22 protein-coding genes and 1 tRNA gene are annotated in these 23,854 nt (G+C 72.7%); 14 read left to right on the plus strand and 9 right to left on the minus strand.

Going from position 1 to position 23,854, the window contains the following annotated elements; genetic code table 11:
• The first annotated feature begins 3 nt into the window (after positions 1 to 3).
• Positions 4 to 600: a 5-formyltetrahydrofolate cyclo-ligase gene (locus tag J3P41_RS05850; protein WP_210649248.1), complete on the plus strand. Its 597-nt coding sequence runs from the start codon at positions 4 to 6 to the stop codon at positions 598 to 600.
• A 105-nt stretch (positions 601 to 705) separates the two neighbouring features.
• On the opposite strand, the gene J3P41_RS05855 is transcribed toward J3P41_RS05850, so the two are convergent.
• A complete protein-coding gene (locus J3P41_RS05855; RefSeq protein ID WP_210649249.1) occupies positions 706 to 3,348 on the minus strand; it encodes a penicillin acylase family protein in 2,643 nt (880 codons plus the stop codon).
• A gap of 103 nt (positions 3,349 to 3,451) precedes the next feature.
• Between J3P41_RS05855 and J3P41_RS05860 the strand changes: the two genes are divergently transcribed.
• From J3P41_RS05860 to J3P41_RS05870, 3 genes are all read left to right on the plus strand, one after another.
• A complete protein-coding gene (locus tag J3P41_RS05860) occupies positions 3,452 to 3,772 on the plus strand; it encodes an FmdB family zinc ribbon protein (protein WP_210649250.1) in 321 nt (106 codons plus the stop codon).
• Between the two features lie 61 nt (positions 3,773 to 3,833).
• On the plus strand, positions 3,834 to 4,466 hold the full coding sequence (locus J3P41_RS05865; RefSeq protein WP_210649251.1) for an SAF domain-containing protein: 633 nt from the start codon (positions 3,834 to 3,836) through the stop codon (positions 4,464 to 4,466).
• A 51-nt stretch (positions 4,467 to 4,517) separates the two neighbouring features.
• A complete protein-coding gene (locus J3P41_RS05870; protein WP_210649252.1) occupies positions 4,518 to 4,889 on the plus strand; it encodes an MscL family protein in 372 nt (123 codons plus the stop codon).
• 22 nt (positions 4,890 to 4,911) lie between these two features.
• Here the strand turns inward: J3P41_RS05870 and J3P41_RS05875 are convergent, their stop codons facing one another.
• The 3 genes from J3P41_RS05875 to J3P41_RS05885 form a co-directional block, all read right to left on the minus strand.
• On the minus strand, positions 4,912 to 5,100 hold the full coding sequence (locus tag J3P41_RS05875) for a hypothetical protein (protein WP_210649253.1): 189 nt from the start codon (positions 5,098 to 5,100) through the stop codon (positions 4,912 to 4,914).
• Entirely contained in the window at positions 5,097 to 6,386 is a 1,290-nt protein-coding gene (locus J3P41_RS05880; RefSeq protein ID WP_210649254.1) for an LCP family protein, read from the minus strand. Before J3P41_RS05880 ends, J3P41_RS05875 begins: the two co-directional genes overlap by 4 nt.
• 119 nt (positions 6,387 to 6,505) lie before the next feature.
• The gene (locus J3P41_RS05885) at positions 6,506 to 6,904 is read right to left on the minus strand and encodes a MerR family transcriptional regulator (RefSeq protein ID WP_210649255.1); all 399 of its coding nucleotides are present in this window, start codon (positions 6,902 to 6,904) and stop codon (positions 6,506 to 6,508) included.
• A gap of 138 nt (positions 6,905 to 7,042) precedes the next feature.
• Here J3P41_RS05885 and J3P41_RS05890 point away from each other — a divergent pair, with 138 nt between their 5' ends.
• The 5 genes from J3P41_RS05890 to J3P41_RS05910 all read left to right on the plus strand — a co-directional run bounded on the left by J3P41_RS05890 (position 7,043) and on the right by J3P41_RS05910 (position 13,193).
• Positions 7,043 to 8,482, plus strand: a complete 1,440-nt coding sequence (locus J3P41_RS05890) for a SulP family inorganic anion transporter (protein WP_374192870.1) — start codon at positions 7,043 to 7,045, stop codon at positions 8,480 to 8,482.
• A 57-nt stretch (positions 8,483 to 8,539) separates the two neighbouring features.
• Positions 8,540 to 8,615, plus strand: a tRNA-Arg gene (locus J3P41_RS05895).
• Between the two features lie 220 nt (positions 8,616 to 8,835).
• Positions 8,836 to 9,840, plus strand: coding sequence for an SDR family oxidoreductase (locus tag J3P41_RS05900; protein WP_210649256.1), 1,005 nt, complete (start codon positions 8,836 to 8,838; stop codon positions 9,838 to 9,840).
• Between the two features lie 75 nt (positions 9,841 to 9,915).
• Positions 9,916 to 10,761 carry a helix-turn-helix transcriptional regulator gene (locus J3P41_RS05905; RefSeq protein WP_246861465.1) on the plus strand — a complete coding sequence of 282 codons (846 nt, stop codon included), beginning with the start codon at positions 9,916 to 9,918 and terminating at the stop codon, positions 10,759 to 10,761.
• 251 nt (positions 10,762 to 11,012) lie between these two features.
• Positions 11,013 to 13,193, plus strand: coding sequence for an MMPL family transporter (locus J3P41_RS05910; protein WP_210649257.1), 2,181 nt, complete (start codon positions 11,013 to 11,015; stop codon positions 13,191 to 13,193).
• An 81-nt stretch (positions 13,194 to 13,274) separates the two neighbouring features.
• Here the strand turns inward: J3P41_RS05910 and J3P41_RS05915 are convergent, their stop codons facing one another.
• Both J3P41_RS05915 and J3P41_RS05920 read right to left on the minus strand, forming a co-directional pair.
• Entirely contained in the window at positions 13,275 to 13,973 is a 699-nt protein-coding gene (locus tag J3P41_RS05915) for a vancomycin high temperature exclusion protein (RefSeq protein WP_210649258.1), read from the minus strand.
• Between the two features lie 200 nt (positions 13,974 to 14,173).
• Positions 14,174 to 15,322: a trans-acting enoyl reductase family protein gene (locus J3P41_RS05920; RefSeq protein ID WP_210649259.1), complete on the minus strand. Its 1,149-nt coding sequence runs from the start codon at positions 15,320 to 15,322 to the stop codon at positions 14,174 to 14,176.
• 52 nt (positions 15,323 to 15,374) lie between these two features.
• Between J3P41_RS05920 and J3P41_RS05925 the strand changes: the two genes are divergently transcribed.
• Genes J3P41_RS05925 through J3P41_RS05935 form a run of 3 tightly spaced genes read left to right on the plus strand, consistent with a single transcriptional unit; the run spans position 15,375 to position 18,428 of the window.
• Positions 15,375 to 17,237, plus strand: a complete 1,863-nt coding sequence (locus J3P41_RS05925; RefSeq protein WP_210649260.1) for a beta-propeller domain-containing protein — start codon at positions 15,375 to 15,377, stop codon at positions 17,235 to 17,237.
• A 46-nt stretch (positions 17,238 to 17,283) separates the two neighbouring features.
• A complete protein-coding gene (locus J3P41_RS05930) occupies positions 17,284 to 17,553 on the plus strand; it encodes a DUF2277 domain-containing protein (RefSeq protein WP_210649261.1) in 270 nt (89 codons plus the stop codon).
• Positions 17,550 to 18,428 (plus strand): Sir2 family NAD-dependent protein deacetylase, encoded by an 879-nt coding sequence (locus J3P41_RS05935; protein ID WP_210649262.1) that lies wholly within the window; start codon positions 17,550 to 17,552, stop codon positions 18,426 to 18,428. Before J3P41_RS05930 ends, J3P41_RS05935 begins: the two co-directional genes overlap by 4 nt.
• Before the next feature lie 27 nt (positions 18,429 to 18,455).
• On the opposite strand, the gene J3P41_RS05940 is transcribed toward J3P41_RS05935, so the two are convergent.
• Positions 18,456 to 19,136, minus strand: coding sequence for a metal-dependent transcriptional regulator (locus J3P41_RS05940; RefSeq protein WP_210649263.1), 681 nt, complete (start codon positions 19,134 to 19,136; stop codon positions 18,456 to 18,458).
• Between the two features lie 62 nt (positions 19,137 to 19,198).
• Here J3P41_RS05940 and J3P41_RS05945 point away from each other — a divergent pair, with 62 nt between their 5' ends.
• Together J3P41_RS05945 and J3P41_RS05950 are read left to right on the plus strand one after the other, a co-directional pair.
• Positions 19,199 to 20,002 carry a hypothetical protein gene (locus tag J3P41_RS05945; protein ID WP_210649264.1) on the plus strand — a complete coding sequence of 268 codons (804 nt, stop codon included), beginning with the start codon at positions 19,199 to 19,201 and terminating at the stop codon, positions 20,000 to 20,002.
• Between the two features lie 33 nt (positions 20,003 to 20,035).
• A complete protein-coding gene (locus tag J3P41_RS05950) occupies positions 20,036 to 21,622 on the plus strand; it encodes a glycoside hydrolase family 13 protein (protein WP_210649265.1) in 1,587 nt (528 codons plus the stop codon).
• Between the two features lie 29 nt (positions 21,623 to 21,651).
• On the opposite strand, the gene J3P41_RS05955 is transcribed toward J3P41_RS05950, so the two are convergent.
• Together J3P41_RS05955 and J3P41_RS05960 are read right to left on the minus strand one after the other, a co-directional pair.
• Positions 21,652 to 22,110: a MarR family winged helix-turn-helix transcriptional regulator gene (locus tag J3P41_RS05955; RefSeq protein ID WP_210649266.1), complete on the minus strand. Its 459-nt coding sequence runs from the start codon at positions 22,108 to 22,110 to the stop codon at positions 21,652 to 21,654.
• A complete protein-coding gene (locus J3P41_RS05960; RefSeq protein WP_307861848.1) occupies positions 22,107 to 23,693 on the minus strand; it encodes an MDR family MFS transporter in 1,587 nt (528 codons plus the stop codon). Before J3P41_RS05960 ends, J3P41_RS05955 begins: the two co-directional genes overlap by 4 nt.
• Positions 23,694 to 23,854: the final 161 nt, after the last annotated feature.

The raw sequence follows: 23,854 nt of genomic DNA on the forward strand, positions 1-23,854 counted from the left end.
CACGTGGACGCGTCATGGGGCGGGGACAGGTCGACGGCCAAGACGGCCCTGCGCGACCAGGTGCTGGCCGCCCGCAGGCGGCGACCGCTGGAGGCCGCGGCGTCCTTCGCCGAGGCGGTCACCGACGTCGCGCTCGGCTGGGCGCCGGTCCGCGACGCGGCCACCGTCGCCGCCTACGTCTCGGTGGGCAGCGAGCCCGGCACCGGCCTGCTCCTCGACGCGCTCGTGGCCCACAGCAAGCGGGTCATCGTGCCGGTGCTGCGCCCCGACGACGACCTCGACTGGGCGGCGTACGCGGGCCCGGCGAGCCTGGCTCCCGCCGCGCGCGGGTTGCTCGAGCCGGTCGGCGAGCGGCTCGGCGTGGAGGCGGTCCGGACTGCCGACGTGGTCCTGGTCCCGGGCCTCGCCGCCTCCCCCGTCGGCGAGCGCCTCGGCCGCGGCGGGGGGTCGTACGACCGCGCGCTGGCGCGGGTGCCGGCCGGGACGCCGGTGGCGGTGCTGCTCTACGACGACGAGGTCGGCCTGGCCGTGCCGACCGAGCCGCACGACGTACGGGTCGGCTTCGCCCTGACCGGGGGTGGGGTTGCGCGGTTTTTGTGATCCCCGGCTGGCAGGCTCTTCCTGAGGTTGTCAGGGGTTGCAAGCGCCGACAACCTGAGGGATCCCCGGCCGGCCGGGGATTCCTCACGGGCCGTCAGCAGCGCCTCAGCCGGAGGCGGGCGTCAGCACCAGCCGATCCTCGGCCGCGGCCTCGACCGCGCCGCGGGTCCAGGCCCAGGGCAGCGTGTCGCCCTCGACGTAGAGCTCGGTCTGGTCGGAGTAGTGCGCGGACGCGGGGTGCCCGGAGACGCCGGTGAGGTTGATCCACCGCGACTCGTCGAAGTCGGCCAGGGAGACCACCATGCGCATCGAGGGGGCGGCGGTGACCTCGTAGCCGTCGACGGCGTTCCACGAGGTGGCGTCCACGATCGCCGAGCCGCCGCCGACCTGCCAGCCGTCCCGGTTGAACAGCCGCTCCACGGGCGCGATCCCGGACTCCCCGAGCGTCGAGCTGTGGAGGTGCATCCGGTGCAGGTGGCCCCAGGTCCACAGCCGCGGGTCGCGGGCCTGGCGCCGGGTCATCTCGTCGCGCGCGGCGATCATCGCGGCGCGCAGGATGTCGTCGCGGGTCTCCACCTCGTCGGTCGTCGAGTCGTCCCACCACGGGCCGGCCGGCTCGGTCAGCATCCGGCTGACCACCAGGAACCAGCGGTCGCCGCCGTCGGGCCAGGTGCGGCGGCGCAGGTCGTCGTGGAAGGTCAGCTCGAGCAGGGTGCGCCAGACGACGTTGAAGTACGCCGCCGGCGCGCTGTCGACCGGCTGGGTGAAGTCCCAGCCGCGCAGCAGGTTCTGGGCGTTGCGGTAGTAGGGGGACGGCAGGTCCCGGATGTCGAGGAGGTAGGGCACGAGCGTCTCGGCCATCGGGTTGGTCGAGTCGAGCTGTACGTCGAGCATCTCCTGCACCGACAGCTCGCCCTCGGCCTGCAGCGCCTCGCGGATCCGGGTGGAGCGGAAGCCGTAGTCCCAGTCGCGGGTGAGGAGGTAGGGGTAGTCCTCCCCGACCACCGCCTGGTTGGCGGTCGCGAGGAAGCCCTCCTCCGGGTCGAGCACGCTCGGCAGCCCGTCGAAGGGGATGTAGTCGCCCGTCCAGTCGTTGGCGCTGACCCAGCCCTCGACGGGCATCGTGCCGTCGTTGCCGGCGCGGCGGATGGGGATGCGGCCGGGTGCCTGGTAGCCGATGTGGCCCTCGCGGTCGGCGTAGACGAGGTTCTGCGCCGGTACGGCGAAGTCGGCCGCGGCCGCCCGGAACTCGTCCCAGTCCGAGGCCCGGTTGAGGCCGAGGATGGCGTCGGCGGTGGGAGCGGGGTCGAGCGCGGTCCACGCCAGCGCCACGGCGTAGCCGCTGCCCCGCTCGCCGGGCTCGTCGGTCGGGGCGTTGGCGCCGACCGTCGCGAACTCCGACGACACGTCGCTGATCAGGGGTCCGTGCACGGTCTCGCGGACCCGCAGCTCGACGTCGTCGCCGCCGCGCACCCGGATCGTCTCGGTGCGGACCTCCATCGGCTCCGAGCGGCCGTCGCGGACGTAGCGGTCGTCGCCGTCGGTCTGCTCGAGGAACAGGTCGCTCACGTCCGGGCCGAGGTTGGTGAACCCCCACGCGATGTCGGCGTTGTGCCCGATGATCACGCCGGGCACGCCGGAGAACGTGAAGCCGGAGGTGTCGAGGGTGCACTCGGCGCTCTGCTCGCGGCAGTGCAGTCCCATCTGCATCCAGATGCCGGGCTGGCTGATGCCCAGGTGCGGGTCGTTGGCCAGCAGCGGCATGCCGGTCGCGCTGTGCTCCCCGTCGACGACCCACGAGTTGCTGCCGATGCCGCGTCCCTTGCCCACCAGCGACGGCATCGCGTCGAGGCTCTCCTGCACGCGCTCGAGGGCGTCCACGACCGCGGGCGGGTACGCGGGCCGGCGCGGGTTGCGGGTGGCGTTGCCGGTCGCGTTCTGCTCGAAGACGCCGTCCACCACGCCGCCGCCGGACACGATCGGCGGGTGGTCGTCGTAGGGATAGGCCGGCCACAGCGCGGCGATCTCCTCCGGCGTGTGGTCGAGCGAGAGCAGCACCCGGTCGACCTCGGCGTCCATGTTGCCGCGCAGGTCCCAGGCCATCGCCTTGAGCCACGCCAGCGAGTCGACCGGCTGCCACTCCTCGGGGGTGTAGTCGAGCCCGGTCAGGCCCAGGACGCTGTACTCCGCAGCGAGCTGGGAGGGGCTGCGCTCGCCGATGTAGGCGTTGACCCCCTCGGCGTACGACGTCAGCGCGTCGCGGGTCGCGGGCTGGAGCAGGGCCAGCTCCTGCTCCGCGACCCGCCGCCAGCCCATCGTCCGGATGAACCGGTCGGTCTCGAGCGTGTCCTCGCCGAAGATCTCCGAGAGCCGGCCGGCCGTGATGTGGCGCCGGACGTCCATCTCGAAGAACCGCTCCTGCGCGTGCACGTAGCCCTGGGCGAACATCAGGTCGGCGTCGGTGTCGGCGTAGACCTGCGGGATGCCGTGGTCGTCACGCAGCACCTCGACGGACGCGCTCAGCCCCGGCACCTCCACCTCGCCGTCGGTCTGCGGCAGCGGACGACGTACGACGACGACGGCCGCCGCGGCCAGGACGAGCAGCACGAGCACCAGGACCAGCGCCGTCCACGCGGCCCAGCGCACGCCCCGGGGGGCACGTCGGAAGGTGTGCCACCAGCCTCCGCGCCGGGCGGGGGCGTCCTCGGCGGCGGGGGTGTGCGCGGGTGTGACCGGCTGCTCGCTCATCGCGTCGACCATAGTGCCGTACCATTGGCAGTCGAAGGGCTTGAGTGCCAGCGCGTCGCGCCGGCCGGCCCGGCACCACGTCGGATCACCTCGAGGACCACACATGCCCACCTACCAGTACGCCTGCACGGAGTGCGGTCACGCCTTCGAGCAGTTCCAGAGCTTCAGCGAGGACGCGCTGACCACGTGCCCGGAGTGCCAGGGCCGGCTGCGCAAGCTGTTCAACGCCGTCGGCGTCGTCTTCAAGGGCTCGGGGTTCTACCGCACCGACAGCCGCTCGGGGTCGTCCGGCTCCGATGGGTCCGGATCCTCGTCCGGGTCCTCGTCCGGGTCCTCCGACGCCTCGTCCGGCAGTGGCTCGACCAAGGCCGCGTCGAGCGCGGCGACGTCCTCGGCCTCCTCGACCGCCTCGTCGTCCGACTGAGCGCCCGCCGCCCTGTGGAGAGGCCGAGCGCGGGCACGCCGTACGCCTCTAGCGTCGGAGGATGCTCCCGGGACTCCCACCGATGCGGCGCAGGCTGCGCGCCGTACGCCACCAGCTGCGGCGCCGCCGCCGGCTGATCGCCGCGACCCTCGCAGCGCTCGCCACGCTCAGCGCGCTGCGGACGCTCGCGCCGCCACCGGCGGAGACGACCGACGTCCTCGTCGCCACCCGCGACCTCCCGTCGGGCACCGTCCTGGGCGACGACGACCTCGCGCTGCGGGCGTACCCCGCCGACCTCGCCCCGCCCGGCGCGGCGACCTCCGCCGCCGGCCGGGTGCTCGCCGGCCCGATCGCCAGCGGCGAGGTGGTCACCGACGTGCGGGTCGTGGGTCCCGGGCTGGCCCGCGCCGAGCCTCACGAGACGGTCCTGCCGGTGCGGCTGCCCGACGCGGGCATGGCGACGCTGCTGCGACCGGGCGACGAGGTGGACCTGCTCGCCACCGACCCGGGGACGGGCACCTCGACGGTGGTGGCTCGCGACGTCACGGTCCTCGCGACGCCGAGCGGTGTCGGCGACGGACCGACGGGCGCGCAGGGCGGCGCGCTGGTCGTCGTCGGGACCAGCGCCCCCGAAGCGATGGACCTCGCCGGAGCCGCGTTGACGCAGTTCCTGACGGTGTCGTGGAGCCGCTAGCGTGACGGGGTCCGTCTGCACGTCCGGCCCCGACCTCACCAGGAGCTGACCATGAGCGGTTTCAAGAACTTCATCCTCCGCGGCAACCTCGTCGAGCTCGCCGTGGCAGTCATCATGGGCACGGCGTTCGCCGCGGTCGTCACGACCTTCACCGGCATGCTGCTCTCCGCCATCGCCCGGGCCACGGGCGGTGCGCAGCCCAACTTCGACGACTACGCTCCCGGCGGCATCGAGGTCGGCCCGTTCCTCACCTCGCTCGTCGCCTTCCTGATCCTGGCGGCGGTCATCTACTTCTTCGTGGTGCTGCCCTACACCAAGGCCAAGGACCGCTACTTCCCCACCGAGACGCCCGGCACCCCGGCCGACGTGGCTCTGCTCGAGGAGATCCGCGATCTGCTCAAGGCGCGCAACGGCGACGTCTGAGCGGGTGCTCCGGTCGCGGCGGTCAGCCGTGGTGCGGCGGCACCTGCTCGCGGTACCAGTCGTCACCCTTGCCCGAGGTGTCCTCGCGCGGGTCACGGTCGTCGCTGGTCTGCTCGGGCGTCGCGTCGCCGAAGACCGAGGCGAGACGCCGCCGACGCTGCCACTCCGGGTCGGTCCCGGCGTGGTCGGAGCCGCCCGCCACGGGGCTCATGCGCAGATGCCCGGGACCGGCTCGGGCTCCGTCGTCACCGGGGCGCTCGGCGTGGTGCTGGGTGCGTCGGTGGGGCTCTCGGTGGCGGTCTCCGACTCGGTGTCGGGAGGGGTCACGGGGGTCTCCGAGGCGGTCTCCGAGGTCTCGGTGCCGGGCGTCTCGCTCTCCCCCGCGCTCGGCGTCTCGGTCGTCGAGGCGCCCGGAGGCCCCTCGGCGCTGACGGAGGTGCCACCGATCAGCTTGGCCGGGAGCTCCTTGTCCTGCTGGAGGAGCTCCCAGATCCGGGTGGCGTCCTCGGTCCAGTAGACCTTGCCCCAGAACTCGGACTCGCGGTCGTAGTACTCGGTCGGCAACGTGACGAACCGGATCTTGTCGAGGCCGATGCCCTGCAGCTGCATGGCGACCTTGCCCAGTCGGGTGACCGAGGCGAACTCCTCATCGGTGGTCAGGGACTCGGTCGCGGCGTCGAGGAACCGCACGACCCTGTCGAGCCGGGTGAGCGTCCCGGCTGACATCACCTCGCGCACGAGCGCGCCGATGAACTCCTGCTGGCGGCGGATCCGGGAGATGTCGTTCTGCTGGATCACCTCACCGACGTAGCGGGCGCGCACGTAGTCGAGCGCCTCGTCGCCATCGAGGACGGACGGGTCGCCCTTCGGCACGAAGATCTGGTGCTCCCTGTCGACGATGTCCTCGGGCACGCAGACCGGCACCCCGCCGACGGCGTCGACCATGTCGCCGAAGCTCGCGAAGTCCACCACCACGAAGTGCTCGACCCTGATGCCGGTGTTGTGCTCCACCTGGGCGAGGGTGCACACCGGGCCACCGAGGCCGTAGGCGGCGTTCCACATCACGTCAGTCGCTGCAGGAGCGTCGCAACCGTCCTCGGGGCGCTCAACGATGGAGTCGCGCGGGATCGAGACGGCGTACGCCCTGCTGCGATCGGCCGAGAGGTGCACCAGGATCGTGGTGTCCGAACCGCCGCCGCCCTCCTGATCGATTCCGCAGCCCTCGCAGTCGCGGGAGTCGGACCCCATCACGAGGATGTCGAGCGGCTCGCCGTTGCCCTTGTAGACCTCCTCGGGACGGTCGCCGAGCGCGTCGAGCGAGACTCCGTCGATGTTGCCGTTGAGGTGGCGGATCAGGTACACGGTGCCGAGACCGGTGATCAGGGCGAGCACCACCGCGCTGATGAGGATGACGCGGCCGACGGTGTGCTTGCGGGGCGCCTTCCCCTTGCGCTTGGGCGCGCCAGCGGCCGCATCCGGGCGCGACTCATCGGACACGGGACTCACCTTCGACAGGGGGGCGGACTCGGCTCAACGGACCGAACCTACTTCACTCCGGCAAGAATCCGACTCCACCGGCGCCGAATGACGTCGCGGCGTGCGTACGCCGGGACGCGTCAGGCACGTCGTGCGGCGAGCAGCCCGATGAACTCGTCGGCCATCTCGAGCTGACGGACGAGTCGGTCGCGTCGCTGCGCCGCGTCGTCCTCGATGTCCGCCAGCCGCTGCCGCGCCGCCGCGCGCTCGGTGTCCGCCAGGTCCGGGTCGTCGAGCACCTCGAGGTCGGACATCACGGCCTTCATCTCGTCGAGGCTGAACCCCAGGGGCTTCATCCGGCGAATCACCAGGATCTTGTCCACGTCGGAGTCGGTGTAGAGGCGGAACCCGCCTTCGGTGCGTCCGGACGGCTGGAGGAGCCCGACCTCCTCCCAGTGCCGCAGGCTGCGCAGCGAGAGCTCGGTGCGGGCGGCGACCTCGCCGATGTGCATGACGGGACCGCCGGGTGCCTCGCCCATGGCTGCCTCCTGACGTCGTGCGGATGCCAACTCTACCCTTACGTAAGGGTAGGGTTGGGCCACGTGCCTGCCGCTCTGGACCCTATGGTCGCCGCCACCACCGAGCCGTCCGTCCGCGCCGCCCTCCGCTCGCCGCGGATGCTGCGCACCGAGGTGCTCGCCGGCCTCGTCGTCGCCCTCGCGCTCATCCCCGAGGCGATCTCGTTCTCGATCATCGCCGGTGTCGACCCGCGCGTCGGCCTGTTCGCGTCGTTCACCATGGCCGTGTCCATCGCCTTCCTCGGCGGCCGCCCGGCGATGATCTCGGCCGCGACCGGTGCCATCGCCCTGGTCATCGCGCCCGTCATGCGCGAGCACGGGATGGACCACCTCATCGCCACCGTCCTGCTCGGCGGCGTGATCCAGGTCGCCCTGGGGTTGCTGGGCGTGGCCCGGCTGATGCGGTTCATCCCCCGTCAGGTGATGGTCGGGTTCGTCAACGCGCTCGCGATCCTCATCTTCCTCGCGCAGGTGCCCCACCTGGTCGACGTGCCGTGGCCGGTCTACCCGATGGTCGCCGCCGGCATCGCCGTCATCGTCGCCCTGCCCCGCGTCACGAACGTCGTCCCGGCGCCCTTGGTCGCTATCGTCGCCCTGACCGCCTTCACCCTCGTGGCGGCGCTCGACGTGCCCGACGTCGGCGACGAGGGCGAGCTGCCCGAGAGCCTCCCGTCGCTGTTCTTCCCCGACGTGCCGTTCACCCTCGACACGCTGCAGATCATCGCCCCGTACGCGCTCGCGATGGCGCTGGTCGGCCTGCTGGAGTCGCTGCTGACCGCCAAGCTGGTCGACGACATCACCGACACCCACTCCGACAAGACCCGCGAAGCCTGGGGCCAGGGCGCTGCCAACCTCGTCACCGGGTTCTTCGGCGGCATGGGCGGCTGCGCGATGATCGGTCAGACGATGATCAACGTGAAGGTCTCCGGGGCCCGCACCCGGATCTCCACGTTCCTCGCCGGCGTGTTCCTGCTGGTCCTCGTCGTCGGGTTCGGCGAAGTCGTCGCCCTCATCCCGATGGCGGCGCTGGTCGCGGTGATGATCATGGTCTCGGTCGGCACCTTCGACTGGCACTCCGTCCGGCCGGCCACGCTGCGCCGGATGCCCAAGTCCGAGACGACCGTCATGGTCGCCACCGTCGTCGTCACCGTCCTCAGCCACAACCTCGCCATCGGCGTCGGCGTCGGCGTGCTGGTCGCGATGACCCTGTTCGCGCGACGGGTTGCGCACCTCACCGAGACGCACCGAGAGGTCGTCACGCACCATGACGGCACCACCTCGGCTGTCTACCGGGTCACCGGCGAGCTGTTCTTCGCCTCCAGCAACGACCTCTACACCCAGTTCGAGTACGCCGAGGACCCCGAGCACGTGGTCATCGACCTGTCGGCCTCCCACGTGTGGGACGCCTCCACCGTCGCCGCCCTCGACGCCATCACCACGAAGTACCACCGCAAGGGCAAGACGGTCGAGATCGTCGGCCTCAACCCCGCGAGCGCCGCACGTCACGAGCGCCTCAGCGGCTCCCTGCCCTCGCACTGATGGGCGGCGTGGCGCGCCGTCGTGGCATCATGCTGCCCGCCGCCGTTGCGCGGCACCGCCCCAGTAGCTCAGTGGATAGAGCAGCCGCCTCCTAAGCGAAAGGTCGCAAGTTCGACTCTTGCCTGGGGCACCAGACACGCTCGGACGAGTCGCTCGACGCGCTGGCCGGCACGATCTCGTGGCCGTGGGTCGGCTCGGCGTCCGCGAACCCGCAGCCCGGCCGCTGACGCGAAGGGGGGACCGGCAGGCCCTGAATAACGTCGCGGATCTGCGCGACCGTTGGTCCACGCAGCACCGGAGCCGCACGGCGCCGCTGCTGCACACAGCCCTCGACGACCAACAGGAGCGACAGCATGCCTCGAACCGCCATCGACATCACCGTCCCGGACCTCTCCGGCAGACGCGCCCTGGTGACAGGAGGAAGCGACGGCATCGGCCTCGAGATCGCCAAGCGCCTCGCCGCAGCGGGTGCCGAGCTCGTCCTGCCGGTGCGCAACCTCGGCAAGGGTCAGTCGGCAGCCGCCGAGATCCGCGCCGCCACGCCGGGCGCCACCGTCGTGCTCGAGTCCCTCGACCTGTCCTCGCTGGAGTCCGTCGCCACCCTCGGGGAGGCGCTCCGTTCCGAGGGCGCGCCGATCCACGTGCTCGTCAACAACGCCGGCGTGATGACACCGCCGACCCGGCAGGCGACCGCCGACGGCCACGAGCTGCAGCTGGCCACCAACCACCTCGGGCACGTCGCCCTCGTGGCGCACCTGTTGCCGCTGCTGCAGGCCGGCCGGGCGCGGGTGACCTCGCAGATCAGCGTCGCGGCCAGCAGCGGCACCATCAACTGGGAGGACCTCGACTGGGAGCGCTCCTACGACCCGATGAAGGCCTACCGCCAGTCCAAGATCGCGTTCGGACTCTTCGGCCTCGAGCTCGACCGCCGCAGCAAGGCGCTCGGCTGGGGGATCACCAGCAACCTCTCGCACCCCGGGGTCGCTCCCACCAGCCTGCTCTCGGCCCGACCCGAGCTCGGCCGCCAGCGCGACACCGGCGCGGTGCGGCTGATCCGCGCCCTGTCCAAGCGCGGGATCCTGGCGGGCACTCCCCGCACGGCCGGGCTTCCGGCTCTGCTCGCGGCCACCTCGCCCGACGCCGAGGGCGGCGCGCTCTACGGACCCAGCGGGTTCCAGCACATGAGCGGGGCACCCGCCCAGCAGCAGATGTACAAGCCGCTGCGCGACGTCGACGAAGCCCAGCGCGTCTGGCTGGAGTCCGAGAGGCTCACCGGGGTCGCCTTCCCCGCCGGCCAGGACGGCAGCCAGCCGTCGGACCGGCCGGTCACCCGTCTGCCGCGCCCGCCTGCTGCCTGACGTACCGGTGCAGCGCAGGACCAGGTAGACAACATCCGAGCAGCCCGGCGCACCCGCCGGCGTAGGAGGCACACGATGATCGACCGGACCCAGCTGGCGGAGTTCCTGCGCCGCCGCCGTGAGGCGCTGCAACCCGAGGACGTCGGGATGCCCCGCGGGCCACGACGTCGCACCCGCGGCCTGCGCCGCGAGGAGGTGGCCGTGCTGTGCCACATGTCGACCGACTACTACTCCCGCCTCGAGCAGGAGCGCGGCCCTCAGCCCTCGGAGCAGATGGTCGCCTCGATCGCCCAGGGCCTGCACCTGACCGTGGCCGAGCGGGACCACCTGTTCCGCCTCGCCGGTCACCAGCCCCCCACCCGGGGCGCCAGCAGCGAGCACGTCAGCCCCGGCATGCTGCGCATCTTCGACCGCCTCGCCGACACCCCGGCGGAGATCGTCACCGAGCTGGGCGAGACGCTGCGGCAGACCCCGCCCAGGGTCGCGCTCGTGGGCGACTGGACCCGCTACAGCGGGCCCGCCCGCAGCAACGGCTACCGCTGGTTCACCGACCTCGCGAGCCGCGACATCTACGTGCCCGAGGACCACGAGTTCCTCTCCCGCATGTACGCCGCCGGCCTGCGCGGCATCGCCGCCGTGCGCGGACCTCGCTCGCGCGCGGCCGAGCTCGCCGACCTCCTGCTCGAGCAGAGCGAGGAGTTCCGCACCCTCTGGGCCGACCACGAGATCGGGGTCGAGCCCGACGAGGTCAAGCGCTTCCAGCATCCCCAGGTCGGGCGGCTCGACCTCAACTGCCAAGTCCTGCTGGACCCCCACCAGTCGCACCGGCTCCTGGTGTACACCGCCGACCCCGGCACCGAGAGCTACGAGAAGCTGCAGCTGCTCACCGTGATCGGCGCCCAGGTCATGTCGACCCCCTGACCGCCTCCTGACCCGGCTCGCGTGCTGACGCGCGGCCGCCGTCCCTGCCGCCTCGCCCGTCCGGGCCCTGGCCTGCTGTGCCATGCCCACAGCCCCACCTCATCCCGCGCAGGTGCTCTGCCCTGCCACCTCACCTCTGGCTTCGCCCTCGCCTGCCTCGCCTCGCCCTGCCACCTGGCTGTGGCCTGCCGATCCGCACTGGCCTGCCCTGACGACATCCGCGCACCAGCGCCCATCCCAAAGGACCGATCATGACCCGCTTCCTCCACCTCCTCGGCCGCAGCACGGCCGCCCACCCGTGGCGCACCTTCGCGGCGTGGCTCGTCATCGCCGCCGCCACCGTGGCGACCGCCGGCGCCTTCGGCGGCACCCCGCAGGACGACTTCGACATCGACGGCGCCCCTGCCCAGGTCGGCGTCGAGCAGCTGCGCGAGAGCTTCCCGGCCTCGGCCACCGCAGGCAGCTCGGCCCAGACCGTGGTCCACGACCCCGGGGGCGAGGCGGTGGGCGAAGGCGTCCTGGACGGCCTGGCCCGCAGCCTGGGCGAGGTCGACCACGTCACCTCGGTCTCCCCACCACGGTGGTCCGACGATCGCGACACAGCGATCCTCACCGTGGTGCTCGACGTGCCGGTCACCGACCCCGACCTCGCCGGGGGCGCGGGCCTGGCGTCGCTGGAGTCGGCCGTCGCGGACGTCGCGGAGGTGGCGGACGGCGGCCTGCAGGTCGAGTTCGGCGGGGAGCTGCCCAACACCGCCGTCGGTGAGATCCAGGGCACCGGCGAGCTCATCGGCGTGACGGTCGCGCTCATCCTGATGACCCTCGTGCTCGGCACGATCGTGGCCGCCGGACTGCCGCTCGTGGTCGCGATGGTGGGGGTCGGCGTGTCCGCGATGGGGGTGACCCTGCTGGCCGCCGCGACGAGCGTCAGCACGACCGCGCCGACGGTGGCCATGATGGTCGGCCTCGGCGTGGGCATCGACTACGCGCTGCTGCTGGTCACCCGCCACCAGGAGTTCCTGCGCGCCGGCGTCCCCGTCGTCGAGGCCGCCGCCCGGTCGACGGTCACGGCCGGCCGCTCGGTGGTGTTCGCCTCGGCCATCGTCCTGGTCTCGCTGATGGGACTGCGCCTCGCGGGCCTGCCGATCTACTCGTCGTACGGCTTCGCCACCGGCATCGCCGTGGTCTCCGTCGCCGCAGCCGCACTCACCCTGGTGCCTGCCGCGTGCGGGCTGCTCGGTCGACGCATGCTGCCGCGCCGCGAGCGGCTGGGCCTGCCGCCGCGCCGCCAGCGGCCGGCACGCGATCCCTGGACCGCACGGTGGGCCGCCACCGTCGCCCGCCGGCCCCTCGCCTGGACGCTGGTCACCGTCACGCTGCTGCTCACCCTGGCCGCCCCCACCCTGGCGATGCGGACCTGGCCGCGGGACGTCTCCAACAACCCCACCGAGGACACCACCCGACAGGCGTACGACATCATCGCCGCCGAGTACGGCGCGGGCGCCAACGCGCCGCTCACCGTGGTGGTCGACCGTGAGGCGGTCGGCGACCGCGGCGTGTCCCGTGTCGCGGAGCAGCTCGGCGAGGCCGAGGACGTCGTCGCGGTCAGTGAGCCGGTCGTCTCGCCGGGCGGAGAGGTCGCGGTCCTCGAGGTCCAACCCGCCTTCGGTCCCTCCGACGCGCGGACGCCCGAGCTGCTGGAGCAGCTGCGCGCCGATCTCGACGGCGTCGCCATCTCCGGCAACACCGCCCTGCAGTCCGACATCGCCGTTCTGCTCGCGGACCGGATGTGGCTGGTGGTCGCCTGCGTCGTGGCGGTGTCGGTGCTGCTGCTGGCCGCCATGTTCCGCTCGGTGCTGGTGCCCCTGAAGGCAGCAGCCCTCAACATGCTGTCCATCGGCGCCGCGTACGGCGTCGTGGTCGCGGTGTTCCAGTGGGGGTGGGGCACCGACCTGGTCGGTCTCGACCACGCCATGCCGGTCTCCAGCTGGCTGCCGATCCTGATGTTCGCGATCCTGTTCGGCCTGTCCATGGACTACGAGGTCTTCCTCCTCTCACGCATCCGGGAGGACTGGCTGCACACGAGGGACGCCCGCGGCAGCGTCGTGCGCGGCGTCGCCGGCACCGGACGCGTCATCTCCACCGCCGCCGCGGTCATGGTCGCGGTGTTCTTCGGCTTCGCCACCGAGTCGGACCTCATCGTGCGCCAGCTCGGCCTGGGCATGGCCGTCGCCGTCCTCCTCGACGCCACCGTCGTCCGCCTCGTGCTCGTCCCGGCCACCATGACCATGCTCGGTCACCGGAACTGGTGGCTCCCGGCCTGGCTCGACCGCCTGCTGCCGACCATCGAGGCCGAGGTCGCGACCACCTGGACACCGCCTGAGAGAGACGCGCAGGCGAACCGCGAGCCGAGCCCAGCGGCACTCGGCTGACCGCAGTCCCCGCCGGCCCGGCTCGTCGTCACCGGCGGGCCGGGCCGGACCCGACAGCCGGGCGAGGCGAGGCAGGCGCGATCAGTCCGCCGTGCCGGCGGCCCACGAGGCTCGGCCGTCGCCGGTGATCGGGATGACCGGCCCACCGACGACGTCCGGGCGCCAGGTCGCCTCGCCGAGCCCGCGCACCCTCGCGAGCAGCTCGCGTCCGCGGCGGCCACCTTCTCGGACGACGTAGCCCTGGGTGTCGATGCCGGCGGCCTGCCCGAGGTCGACGGCGCGGGCGACGTACGCGCTCTGGGTGACGACCACCGCGCTCTCGACGGCGAAGACGTCGCGCGCCCGGCGCATGGTGTGCCAGGTGCTGAACCCGGCGTAGTCGGTGAACACGTCCTCCGCGGGCACACCCGCCGCGAGCACGGCCTCGCGCATCGCATCGGTCTCGTTGTACGCGACGGTGCCGTTGTCGCCCGACACGAGCACCTTCTGGACCGCGCCCGCGCGGTGGAGCTCCACCGCGGCCTCGACGCGCTCGGCCACGACCGCGCCCAGTGATCCGTCCTCGCGCACCCGAGACCCGGGGACGATGACCACCTGGGCAGGATCGAGGTCGTCGGCGTCGCTCCGCACGTCGTCGTCGGTGCGGGCCACCACGACGACGTTGGCGACGACCACGACCGCGCTGCACGAGACGGCGCCGACCACGCCCAGCCTCAGGACCCGGCGGCCCCACCGCCTCGAGGGGCGAGGGCGTCGGGGGTCGGTGTGGGTGCGGGGCATCGCATCCTCCTGCTGATCGGTGTCACCGCGCGGGTCGCGGCGACGGGAGGCGAACGGGCCCACGGTGTCAGGAGTCGTGCGGCTCGTTCAGGGCCTGTCGCTCCCCCTCACGCGACCGGAGGCACTGGTGGGCTGGAGGATCCGGGCCGGCATGCCCCGAGCGCCCGATGGGAATCGGAGGGCGGCTCCGACGACCTCCGTCAGAGCGTCTCGAACCTCATCCCCGCCGCCTGGAGCCGGGCCAGCAGCGCGTCGCCCATCGCCTGGGCCGGCGTGACCTGCCCGGCGGTCGCCGGGTTGTCGTCGAAGGCGAGGCACAGCGCGGCCTCGGCGAGCATCTTCGCCGTCTCGGTGTAGCCCGGGTCGCCGCCCGAGACACGGGTGCGGACCGTCCGCCCGCCGGCCTCCCCGACGAAGTCGACGGTGAACCACGACTTCTCCCGCCGGGCCGGGTCCGGCCCCGACCCCTGCGGCACCTTGCTCTTGAGGAGCTCGCGCAGCGGTGCGACCTGTGCGGCGAGGCTGAGCGCACCCGCGGCCGCGGCCCCGCCCGCGGCGTAGCGCAGGGTCGTGGTGCCGGCCCAGTGGGAGTAGCGGAACTCCGGACCGTACGCCGGCAGCGCCGCCCCGCTGCGCGCCACGACGATCGGGTCGATGGTCGGCAGCGGGAGCAGCCAGTAGCCCAGCACCGGGTCGCGGTGCGGCTTACCGCTGACCGAGCGCGACGAGCGCCCCTCGGGGCGCGCCTCGGCACGCCGTCGCGCCGCGTAGGTCTTCCTCATCTCCCGCGCGCGGGAGAACTGGTCGAGCGCGGAGTGGAAGGTCCCGCCGGACATGGCGCCGCCGGCGCGCACGACGCCGCGCAGGGTGATCGGCTCGTCGGACGGCAGCTGCTGCACGGTGTAGTAGGCGCCGATGTCGTGCGGGATCGAGTCGAACCCACACGCGTGCACGAGCCGTGCGCCGGTGCGCGAGGCGGTCCGGTGGTGCTCGAGGTAGGTGCGATCGACGAACTCGGGCTCGCCGGTGAGGTCGCAGTAGTCGGTGCCCGCCTCCGCGCACGCAGCCACGAGCGGCCCGCCGTGCTGGAGGTAGGGACCGATCGTCGTGGCGACCACGCGCGCCTGCCTGACCACGTCGGACAGCGCTGCCGCGTCCGTCGATTCCGCGACCAGCACCTGCACGTCGCCGCCCAGCCGTCGGCGTACGGCCTCCAGCCTCTCGGCGTTGCGACCCGCGATCGCCCACCGCAGGCCGGCCGGCGCGTGCGCGGCGAGGTAGTCCGCGGTGAGGCCGCCGGTGAACCCGGTGGCGCCGAAGAGCACGAGATCCAGGGGTCGGTCGCTCATCGCGCCATCGTGCCACGCGGAACCGCGCGTCCCGACGGGCCGTCCCACGACCATGAGCCTGCGCAGGATCACCACCAGCATCGCTGCCGTCGCCAGCCTGAGCGCCGCCGCCGCCCTCGGCTACGTGGTCGGCTCCGAACCCGATGGCGGCCCGCCGACCTCGCCGCCGATCTCGCTCGCCAACGCCGACCTGGCGGTCGCGGCGAGCTGCGAGGAGCTCCTCGACTCCTACGTCGACCGGGCGCTCGAGCAGGTCGGCCCCTACGGCTGGGGCGGCGACGCCCCGTTCTTCTCGATGCAGTCCGGGGACGCGACCGCGACCTCGGAGGCCGCGTCGTCGGGTATGGAGCAGTCCACGGTCGCGACGTCCCGCTCCGCCAGCAACGAGTCGGGCACCAACGTCCAGGAGGTCGGCGTCGACGAGTCCGACGTGGTCAAGGTGTCGGGCTCGCTGCTGCTGCGGATGCGCGACGGGGAGCTGCTCGCCTACGACGTCGCCGGCGGCGAGCCGCGGCTCCTCTCCACCACCGACCTCGACGTCGCCGGCGGCGAGCGGTGGCCGGGCGACCCGGGCGGGGAGCTGGTGCTCGTCGACGGGCGCGCGGTGGTGATCGGGACGTCCTCGGACGGCTGGGAGTCGACGATCACGACCGTCGACCTCGCCGACCCGACCTCGCCGAGCGTCGTGGACGCCACCACGGTCCGCGGTCGTGCCTCCGCGGTGCGGCTGCACGGCGACGTGGTCCGCGTGGTGCTGCAGAACGGGCTGCCCGAGCTGGACTTCTCCCACCCCGACGGGACCTTCGGCGAGATCCGCTCGCGGTTGCGCAACCGCGGGCTGGTCCGCGACACCACGCTGGCCGACTGGCTGCCGAGCGTGGCCGGCGAGCCGGTCGTGGACTGCGAGGACGTCGCGGTCCCCGACGACGAGGAGCTCGCGCTGGGCACCACGACGGTCCTCGCCTTCGACCCCGTCGCACCGACCGAGCGCAGCACGACGGCCGTCGCCACGGACTCGGGCACCGCCTACTTCTCCACCGACCGCTTCTACCTCGCGGCTGCGGCGCCGGCGTGGGGGTGGACCGAGTGCATCGACTGCCGGTGGGCCGGCGGCTCCCCCAGCGGCACCACGCCGATCTTCGCCTTCGCCCTCGACGGGATGGACGCGACGTACGTCGCCTCCGGCGAGGTGGAGGGGACCATCGCCGACCGGTGGTCGATGGACGCGGTCGGGGGCTCGCTGCGGCTCGCGGTCGGGCCGAGCAGCGAGACGGGCAACTTCAACTCGGTGGTCACCCTGCGCGAGGCGGGCGCCGACCTGGTCGAGGACGGACGGGTCGACCAGCTCGGTGTGGACGAGGAGATCAAGTCGGTGCGCTGGTTCGACGAGCTGGCGATCGTGGTGACCTTCCGCCAGGTCGACCCGCTCTACGCCGTCGACCTCAGCGAACCGGCCGACCCGCGCCTGCTGGGCGAGCTCAAGATCCCCGGGTTCTCGGAGTACCTCCACCCGCTCGGCGAGCACCGCCTCATCGGCATCGGGCAGGACGCCTCGCTCACCGGGCGGGTCCGCGGCGCGCAGGCCGCGCTGTTCGACGTCACCGACCTCACGGATCCGCGCCAGATCGACGTCGTGCGCTACCCGCGCACCAGCGTGGCCGGAGCCGGCACCGACCCCCGCCAGTTCACCTGGCTGCCCGACCAGCGGGTCGCGCTGACCGTCGTCTCCCAGGGCTGGACCGGCACCACCGGGTGGGTCTCCGTGCTCTCGCTCGACGACGGCTCGATGACCAACCGGATGGTCGAGGTCGAGCACGGCAGCGACGTCGCCGACGTACGGCTGGTGCCGCTCGCGTCGGGCCGGGTGGTGCTGGTGACCGGCGAGGACGTCGGCTTCTTCGACGTCTCCGGTTGAGCCGGAGGCCTCGATCCGGGGCCGGGCGCGGACGTACGCTCGCGATATGTGCCGCAACATCCGCCCGCTCAACAACTTCGAGCCGCCCGCCACGCGCGACGAGGTCACCGCCGCCGCCCTGCAGTACGTCCGCAAGGTGGCCGGCACGACCAAGCCCTCCCAGGCCAACGAGGCCGTCTTCTACGCCGCGGTCAAGGAGATCGCCCACATCACCGAGCACCTGCTCGACGACCTGGTCACCACTGCTCCTCCCAAGAACCGCGAGGTGGAGGCGGAGAAGGCGCGCGCCCGGGCGCGCGTGCGGTACGGCGCGTGACCCTGGCCGCGCTCGAGGGCGAGGCCCTCGACCTGCTGGTCGACCGGCCCCTGGTCGTGCTGACCGGCGCCGGCCTGTCCACCGACTCCGGCATCCCGGACTACCGCGGACCTGGCGCTCCGGCGCGGATGCCGATGACCTACCAGGAGTTCGTCGCCACTCCCGAGGCGCAGCGGCGCTACTGGGCACGGTCGCACCTGGGCTGGCAGCGGATGGGACGGGCGCTGCCCAACGACGGCCACCGGGCCCTGGCCGCGCTCGACCCGGACCTGTTGATCACCCAGAACGTCGACGGCCTGCACGAGGCCGCGGGCTCCCGGCGCGTGGTGGCCCTGCACGGGCGGGTGGCCGACGTCGTCTGCCTGGCGTGCCGGCGTACATCGTCGCGGGCGGCGCTGGCGGAGGTCCTCGACGAGCTCAACCCGGGGTGGGCCGACCGGCACGGCGGTGTGGGCGACCGCCCCGACGGTGACGTGGACCTCGAGGAGACCGACGACTTCGTGGTGCCGCCCTGCGCGTGTGGCGGTCCGCTCAAGCCGGACGTGGTCTTCTTCGGCGAGAACGTGCCGGCCGACCGCGTGGCGCGCTGCTACGCCGCCGTCGAGGCGCTTGGCACCGACGGCGCCCTGCTGGTCGCCGGGTCGTCCCTGACGGTGATGAGCGGGCTGCGGTTCGTCAAGCGCGCGGCCGCCGGTGGCACGCCGATCGTCATCGTCAACCGCGGCGAGACCCGCGGCGACCCGCTGGCGACGTACAAGCTCGAGGTCGGCTGCAGCGAGTTCCTGACCTTGCTTGTCAGGCAGTCCCTGAGGTTGTCAGGCCTTGCAAGGGCCGACAACCTGAGGAATCCCCGGCCGGCCGGGGATCCCTCATAGCGGCCGCCGCCGCACCCCCGAAGAATCTCAGCGGCGGACGAAGATGTGCTCGGCGGCCTCGACGACCAGCTCCGCGGTCTCGCCGCCGGAGCCGATGAGGATGCCCTCGTCGGTGCGGGCGATGGTCACGGTCTTGCCGGGCAGCGCACCCACGCGGCGGAGCAGGCCCATGAGCTCCTCGTCCTTCTGCATCTCCTCGGAGATGCGCTTGACGTGGACCCGCTGGTCCTCGGCGACCGCAGCGCCGGAGAGCGGCTCGACGTTGTCCATGAAGTGCTCGCCGCCAACGTCGCCGAGCTCGTCGAGCCCGGGGATCGGGTTGCCGTACGGCGACTCCGTGGGGTGGTCGAGCAGGTCGAGCAGGCGCCGCTCGACGGTCTCCGACATGACGTGCTCCCACCGGCAGGCCTCGGCGTGGACGAGCTCCCAGTCGAGCCCGATGACGTCGGTGAGCAGGCGCTCGGCCAGCCGGTGCTTGCGCATGACGCGGGTGGCGAGGCGCTGACCCTCCTCGGTGAGCTCGAGGTGGCGGTCGCCCTCCACGGTCAGCAGCCCGTCGCGCTCCATGCGGGCCACCGTCTGCGACACGGTCGGCCCGGACTGGTGCAGCCGCTCCGCGATGCGGGCGCGCAGCGGGACGATGCCCTCCTCGACGAGCTCGTAGATCGTGCGCAGATACATCTCGGTGGTGTCGATGAGGTCGCTCACGTGGGTCATTGTGTCCCATCGGCCAACTGCGACGCGCCTCGTCCCGTGGCACAGTGAGACCGGTGAGCGAGCTGATCGTCCCGCGGCGTTTCTGCGGGCCTCCCGACTCCGGCAACGGCGGCTGGACGGCCGGTGCGCTGGCCGCCTGCGTCGAGGCGACCGACCCCGGGTCGCGCGCCCGGCGCGCGGCCCCACAGCCGATCGAGGTGTCCCTGCGCCGGCCGCCACCCCTCGACACACCGCTCGTCGTCACGACCGAGGGCGGGGTCACCATGCTCGCCCACGAGCAGACGGTCGTCGCCTCCGCCCAGCCCGCCGGGCGCGACCTCACCGAGGTGGAGCCGGTGGACCCGGCGACCGCCGCGGCCGCCGCGTCGACGTACCCGGGGCACGACTTCCACCCGTTCCCCACCTGCTTCGTCTGTGGCACCGCGCGCGAGGAGGGCGACGGGCTGCGGATCTTCCCCGGCCGGGTCGGCACGGCGCCGTCCGGAGACCTCGTGGCCGCCGCCTGGACGCCGCCGGCCAGCGTCGCCGCGGAGCAGTGGGAGGCGGACGAGCCGACCCGCGCCTCGCTGCCCGCCACCTGGGCGGCCCTCGACTGCATCGGCGGCTGGGCCGGCGACCTCACCGAGCGGCTGATGGTCCTCGGCCGGATGACCGCGCGCGTCGAGGACCTGCCGGTCGTCGGCGAGCCGCACGTGGTGGTCGGCGAGGGCCGCGGGCAGGACGGCCGCAAGACCTTCACCGCCTCGACGCTCTACGACGCCGACGGGCGGGTCGTCGCCACCGCCGAGCACACGTGGATCGCGGTCGACCCGGCGCTGTTCGGGGGACGGGCACCCCGCACCGACGCCCACGGTTGAGCGCTGGGTCCGTCCGTTTGCGAGGATGGGTCCATGGCTGATGTGAACGATCCAAAGACGCACTGGTGGCGCCACGCGGTGGTCTACCAGGTCTACGTGCGCAGCTTCGCCGACAGCGACGGCGACGGCATCGGCGACCTGCCCGGCATCACCTCGCGCCTGCCGCACCTGGCCGACCTCGGGGTGGACGCACTGTGGATCACGCCGTTCTACACCTCGCCGCAGCACGACCACGGCTACGACGTCGCCGACTACCGCGACGTCGACCCGCTGTTCGGCACGCTCGCCGACGCCGACGCGCTCGTCGCCCGCGCGCACGAGCTCGGCCTGCGGGTCGTGGTCGACCTCGTGCCCAACCACACCTCCGAGGAGCACGAGTGGTTCCAGGCGGCGCTCGCGGCGGGCCCGGGCAGCCCCGAGCGCGCGCGCTACCTGTTCCGCGACTCCCCCGACGGCACGCCTCCCAACAACTGGGCGTCGGTCTTCGGTGGTCCCGCGTGGACCCAGGTCGCAGACGGCCAGTGGTACCTGCACCTGTTCGACTCCAGCCAGCCCGACCTCGACTGGCGCAACCCCGAGGTCCCGGCGATGTTCGAGGACGTGCTGCGCTTCTGGCTCGACCGCGGCGTCGACGGGTTCCGGGTCGACGTGGCGCACGGGCTGTTCAAGGAGGCGTCGCTGCGCGACCAGGTCGTGAGCGAGGACGAGCGCCCCGCCTCCGCCGCCACCACCGAGCACTCCATGGTCGAGCGGCAGCTCAAGGACGAGCCGATGTGGGACCAGCCCGAGGTCCACGACGTCTACCGCTCCTGGAGCCGGCTCCTCGACGAGGCCGGACCGGACCGGATGGCCGTCGCGGAGGCGTGGACCCAGACGCCGGAGTCGATGGCCGCGTTCGTCCGCCCCGACGAGCTCGACCAGGCCTTCAACTTCGCGTGGCTGCTCGCGCCCTGGTCCGCCGAGGCGTTCGCCGGTGTCATCACCGACACGCTCGCGGCGGTGGCGCCCGTCGGGGCCTCCCCGACGTGGGTGCTCAGCAACCACGACGTCGTACGCCACGCGACCCGCTACGGCGGCGGCGAGCGCGGCCTGGCCCGTGCCCGCGCGGCGACGCTGACCATGCTCGCGCTGCCCGGCTCCAGCTACCTCTACCAGGGCGAGGAGCTCGGCCTCGAGCAGGTCGACGTCGCGCCGGAGCACCGTCAGGACCCGTCGTACCTGCGCACCGGCGAGGTCGGCCGCGACGGGTGCCGGGTGCCGATCCCGTGGAGCGGGAGCGAGGCTCCGTACGGCTTCGGCCCGGGAGCCGGCCAGCCCTGGATCCCGCAGCCCCCGCACTGGGCACCGCTCACCGTGGCCGCGCAGGCCGACGACCCGTCCTCGACGCTGTCGTTCTACCGCGAGGCGCTGCGCACCCGCCGCGACTTCGCCTGGACCGCCGGCGACGAGGTCGAGATCGTCTCCGCCGGGCCGGAGGTGCTGACGTTCCGGCGCGGCCCGCTGACGGTCGTGCTCAACTGCGGCGACTCCGCGGTCGAGCTGCCGGCGGGCGAGCTGCTGCTGGCCAGCGGCCCGGTCGACGGCACGCTCCCGCCCGACACCGCCGCCTGGCTCCGCTGACCTGGGTGCCCGCTCGAGCGGGCACCCGGTCAGTCCTCGGACAGCGCCCGGTTGTACGTCGCGAGCTGCGCGGCGAACTGCGAGAGCTCCGCGTCGGTCCAGGCGGCGAGCCGCTCGTCGAACCGCTCGCTGCGCACCCGGCTCATGGCGGCCAGCCGCTTGCGGCCCTCCTCGCTGGCGTCGAGCATGATCGCCCGGCGGTCCTCGGGATCGGGTCGGCGCTCGACCAGGCCCAGGTCGACGAGCGCCTGGACCTGACGGCTGACGCCTCCCTTGTCCATGTCGAAGGCGCCCGAGAGGTCCGCGCCGCGCATCGGACCGTTGCGCGCCAGGTGGTCGAGGATCGAGTAGGTCATCGGGTGCAGGTCGGGGTGGACCTCGCGAGCCCGCTCCCCCATCACCCGCTTGACCCTGCGGATCAGCGTGCCCACCTCGGACTCGATGCGCCGCAGGTCGTCGTGGCGCCTGCGCTCTGACGCGTCGTTCATGCCTGCGGCGCGCCCTCGGCGAGCAGCTCGTCGTCGCGCTTCACCGAGGTGCGCAGCGGCACCTCCTTGATGAACAGCACGGCGATCAGAGCGCCGACCGCGAACGGGAGCGCCACCAGGAAGATGTGCCCGGTCGCGTCGCCGAACGCGCTCTCGAAGATCGCGCGGACCGGCGCCGGCATGTCGGAGACGTCCGGGATGCCGCCGGTGTCGTGGCCCACCGACGAGGCGAGCTCCGGGTGCGCGGCGAGCAGCGAGGTCAGCCCGGCCTCGACGGCGTCCGCGACCTGGTGGGCCAGCACGGCGCCGAGGGCGGCGATGCCGACCGAGCCGCCCAGCGAGCGGAAGAAGGCCACGACCGAGGAGCCGGCGCCCATGTCGGCGAGCGCGATGGTGTTCTGCACCGCCAGCACGAGGTTCTGCATGGTGGCACCGAGGCCGAGGCCCAGGACCGCCATGAACAGGCCCGTACGCCACAGTGGAGTGTCGGCGTCGATGGTCGAGAGCAGGCCGATGCCCGCGATGACGGCGACCATGCCGCCGACGAGCCAGCGCTTCCAGATCCCCGTGCGCGAGATGATCCGTCCGCTGAGGATCGAGGAGACCAGCAGCCCGCCGACCATGCAGATCGACATCAGGCCGGCCTCGGTCGGGCTCATGTCCTTGGCGCGCTGGAAGTACAGGCTCAGGTAGACCGTGGAGCCGAACATCGCGACCCCGATGAGCACCGACGCCACCGTGGCCAGGGCCAGGGTGCGGTCCCTGAACAGCCGCAGCGGGATCACCGGGTCCTTGGCCACGTTGGCCTCGACGTGGATGGCGGCTCCGATCACCACCACGGAGCCGGCGACGAGGAGCGCGCTGGTCCACGACACCCAGTCGAAGTTCTGCCCGCCCAGCGAGACCCAGACCAGCAGGATCGAGACGCCGCCGACCAGCAGGAAGGCGCCGAGGTAGTCGATGGACACGTCGCGCTTGATCACCGGCAGGCGCAGGGTCTTCTGCAGCACGACGAAGGCGAGCGCCGCCACCGGCAGGCCGGCGAAGAAGCACCAGCGCCAGCCGACGGTGTCCACCAGGACACCACCGACGAGCGGCCCGCTGACCGTCGCCAGGGCGAACACCGCGCCGATGTAGCCGCTGTAGCGACCGCGCTCACGCGGCGACACCATCGTGGCGATCACGACCTGGACGAGGGCGGTGAGCCCACCGACGCCGAGGCCCTGGACGACACGGGCGCCGATCAGCACCTCCATCGACGGCGCGAAGCCGGCGGCCAGCGAGCCCACCGAGAAGATCACCAGCGCCGACTGCACGAGCAGCTTCTTGTCGAAGAGGTCGGCGAACTTGCCCCAGATCGGGGTGGTCGCGGTCATCGCGAGCATGGTGGCGACGACGACCCAGGTGTAGCCGGTCTGGCTGCCGTGGAGGTCGTCGACGATGGTCGGCAGCGCGTTGCTGACGATCGTGCTGGACAGCATCGCGACGAACATCGCGAGGAGGAGCCCGCTGAGGGCCTCGAGCACCTGGCGGTGCGTCATCTGCCCGCTCTGCTCGGCGGGGGCGGTGGGAGCCTGGGTCACTGCGTTCCTTCGATTGTGGTTGCTCTGCGCAATAGTTGTTGACCACAACTATACGCCCACGACCGACGGCCCGGAAACCAGCGAGCACGAGACGTGGCCCACATCGGCGCCCGACCCCGGACATGCAGCGACCCGCAGGCCTGCTGCCCCTGGAGAGGGGC

The organism is Nocardioides sp. SYSU D00065 (assembly GCF_017916425.1).
GTDB lineage: Bacteria > Actinomycetota > Actinomycetes > Propionibacteriales > Nocardioidaceae > Nocardioides.

Bases quoted from the DNA above. Each gene is read 5' to 3' on its own strand.
- J3P41_RS05905 (WP_246861465.1), top strand. From the start codon at position 9,916: ATGATCGACCGGACCCAGCTGGCGGAGTTCCTGCGCCGCCGCCGTGAG.
- J3P41_RS05930 (WP_210649261.1), top strand. From the start codon at position 17,284: ATGTGCCGCAACATCCGCCCGCTCAACAACTTCGAGCCGCCCGCCACG.
- J3P41_RS05950 (WP_210649265.1), top strand. From the start codon at position 20,036: ATGGCTGATGTGAACGATCCAAAGACGCACTGGTGGCGCCACGCGGTG.
- J3P41_RS05900 (WP_210649256.1), top strand. From the start codon at position 8,836: ATGCCTCGAACCGCCATCGACATCACCGTCCCGGACCTCTCCGGCAGA.
- J3P41_RS05855 (WP_210649249.1), bottom strand. From the start codon at position 3,348: ATGAGCGAGCAGCCGGTCACACCCGCGCACACCCCCGCCGCCGAGGAC.
- J3P41_RS05920 (WP_210649259.1), bottom strand. From the start codon at position 15,322: ATGAGCGACCGACCCCTGGATCTCGTGCTCTTCGGCGCCACCGGGTTC.
- J3P41_RS05860 (WP_210649250.1), top strand. From the start codon at position 3,452: ATGCCCACCTACCAGTACGCCTGCACGGAGTGCGGTCACGCCTTCGAG.
- J3P41_RS05955 (WP_210649266.1), bottom strand. From the start codon at position 22,110: ATGAACGACGCGTCAGAGCGCAGGCGCCACGACGACCTGCGGCGCATC.
- J3P41_RS05885 (WP_210649255.1), bottom strand. From the start codon at position 6,904: ATGGGCGAGGCACCCGGCGGTCCCGTCATGCACATCGGCGAGGTCGCC.
- J3P41_RS05870 (WP_210649252.1), top strand. From the start codon at position 4,518: ATGAGCGGTTTCAAGAACTTCATCCTCCGCGGCAACCTCGTCGAGCTC.
- J3P41_RS05865 (WP_210649251.1), top strand. From the start codon at position 3,834: ATGCTCCCGGGACTCCCACCGATGCGGCGCAGGCTGCGCGCCGTACGC.
- J3P41_RS05910 (WP_210649257.1), top strand. From the start codon at position 11,013: ATGACCCGCTTCCTCCACCTCCTCGGCCGCAGCACGGCCGCCCACCCG.
- J3P41_RS05875 (WP_210649253.1), bottom strand. From the start codon at position 5,100: ATGAGCCCCGTGGCGGGCGGCTCCGACCACGCCGGGACCGACCCGGAG.
- J3P41_RS05890 (WP_374192870.1), top strand. From the start codon at position 7,043: ATGCTGCGCACCGAGGTGCTCGCCGGCCTCGTCGTCGCCCTCGCGCTC.
- J3P41_RS05925 (WP_210649260.1), top strand. From the start codon at position 15,375: ATGAGCCTGCGCAGGATCACCACCAGCATCGCTGCCGTCGCCAGCCTG.
- J3P41_RS05915 (WP_210649258.1), bottom strand. From the start codon at position 13,973: ATGCCCCGCACCCACACCGACCCCCGACGCCCTCGCCCCTCGAGGCGG.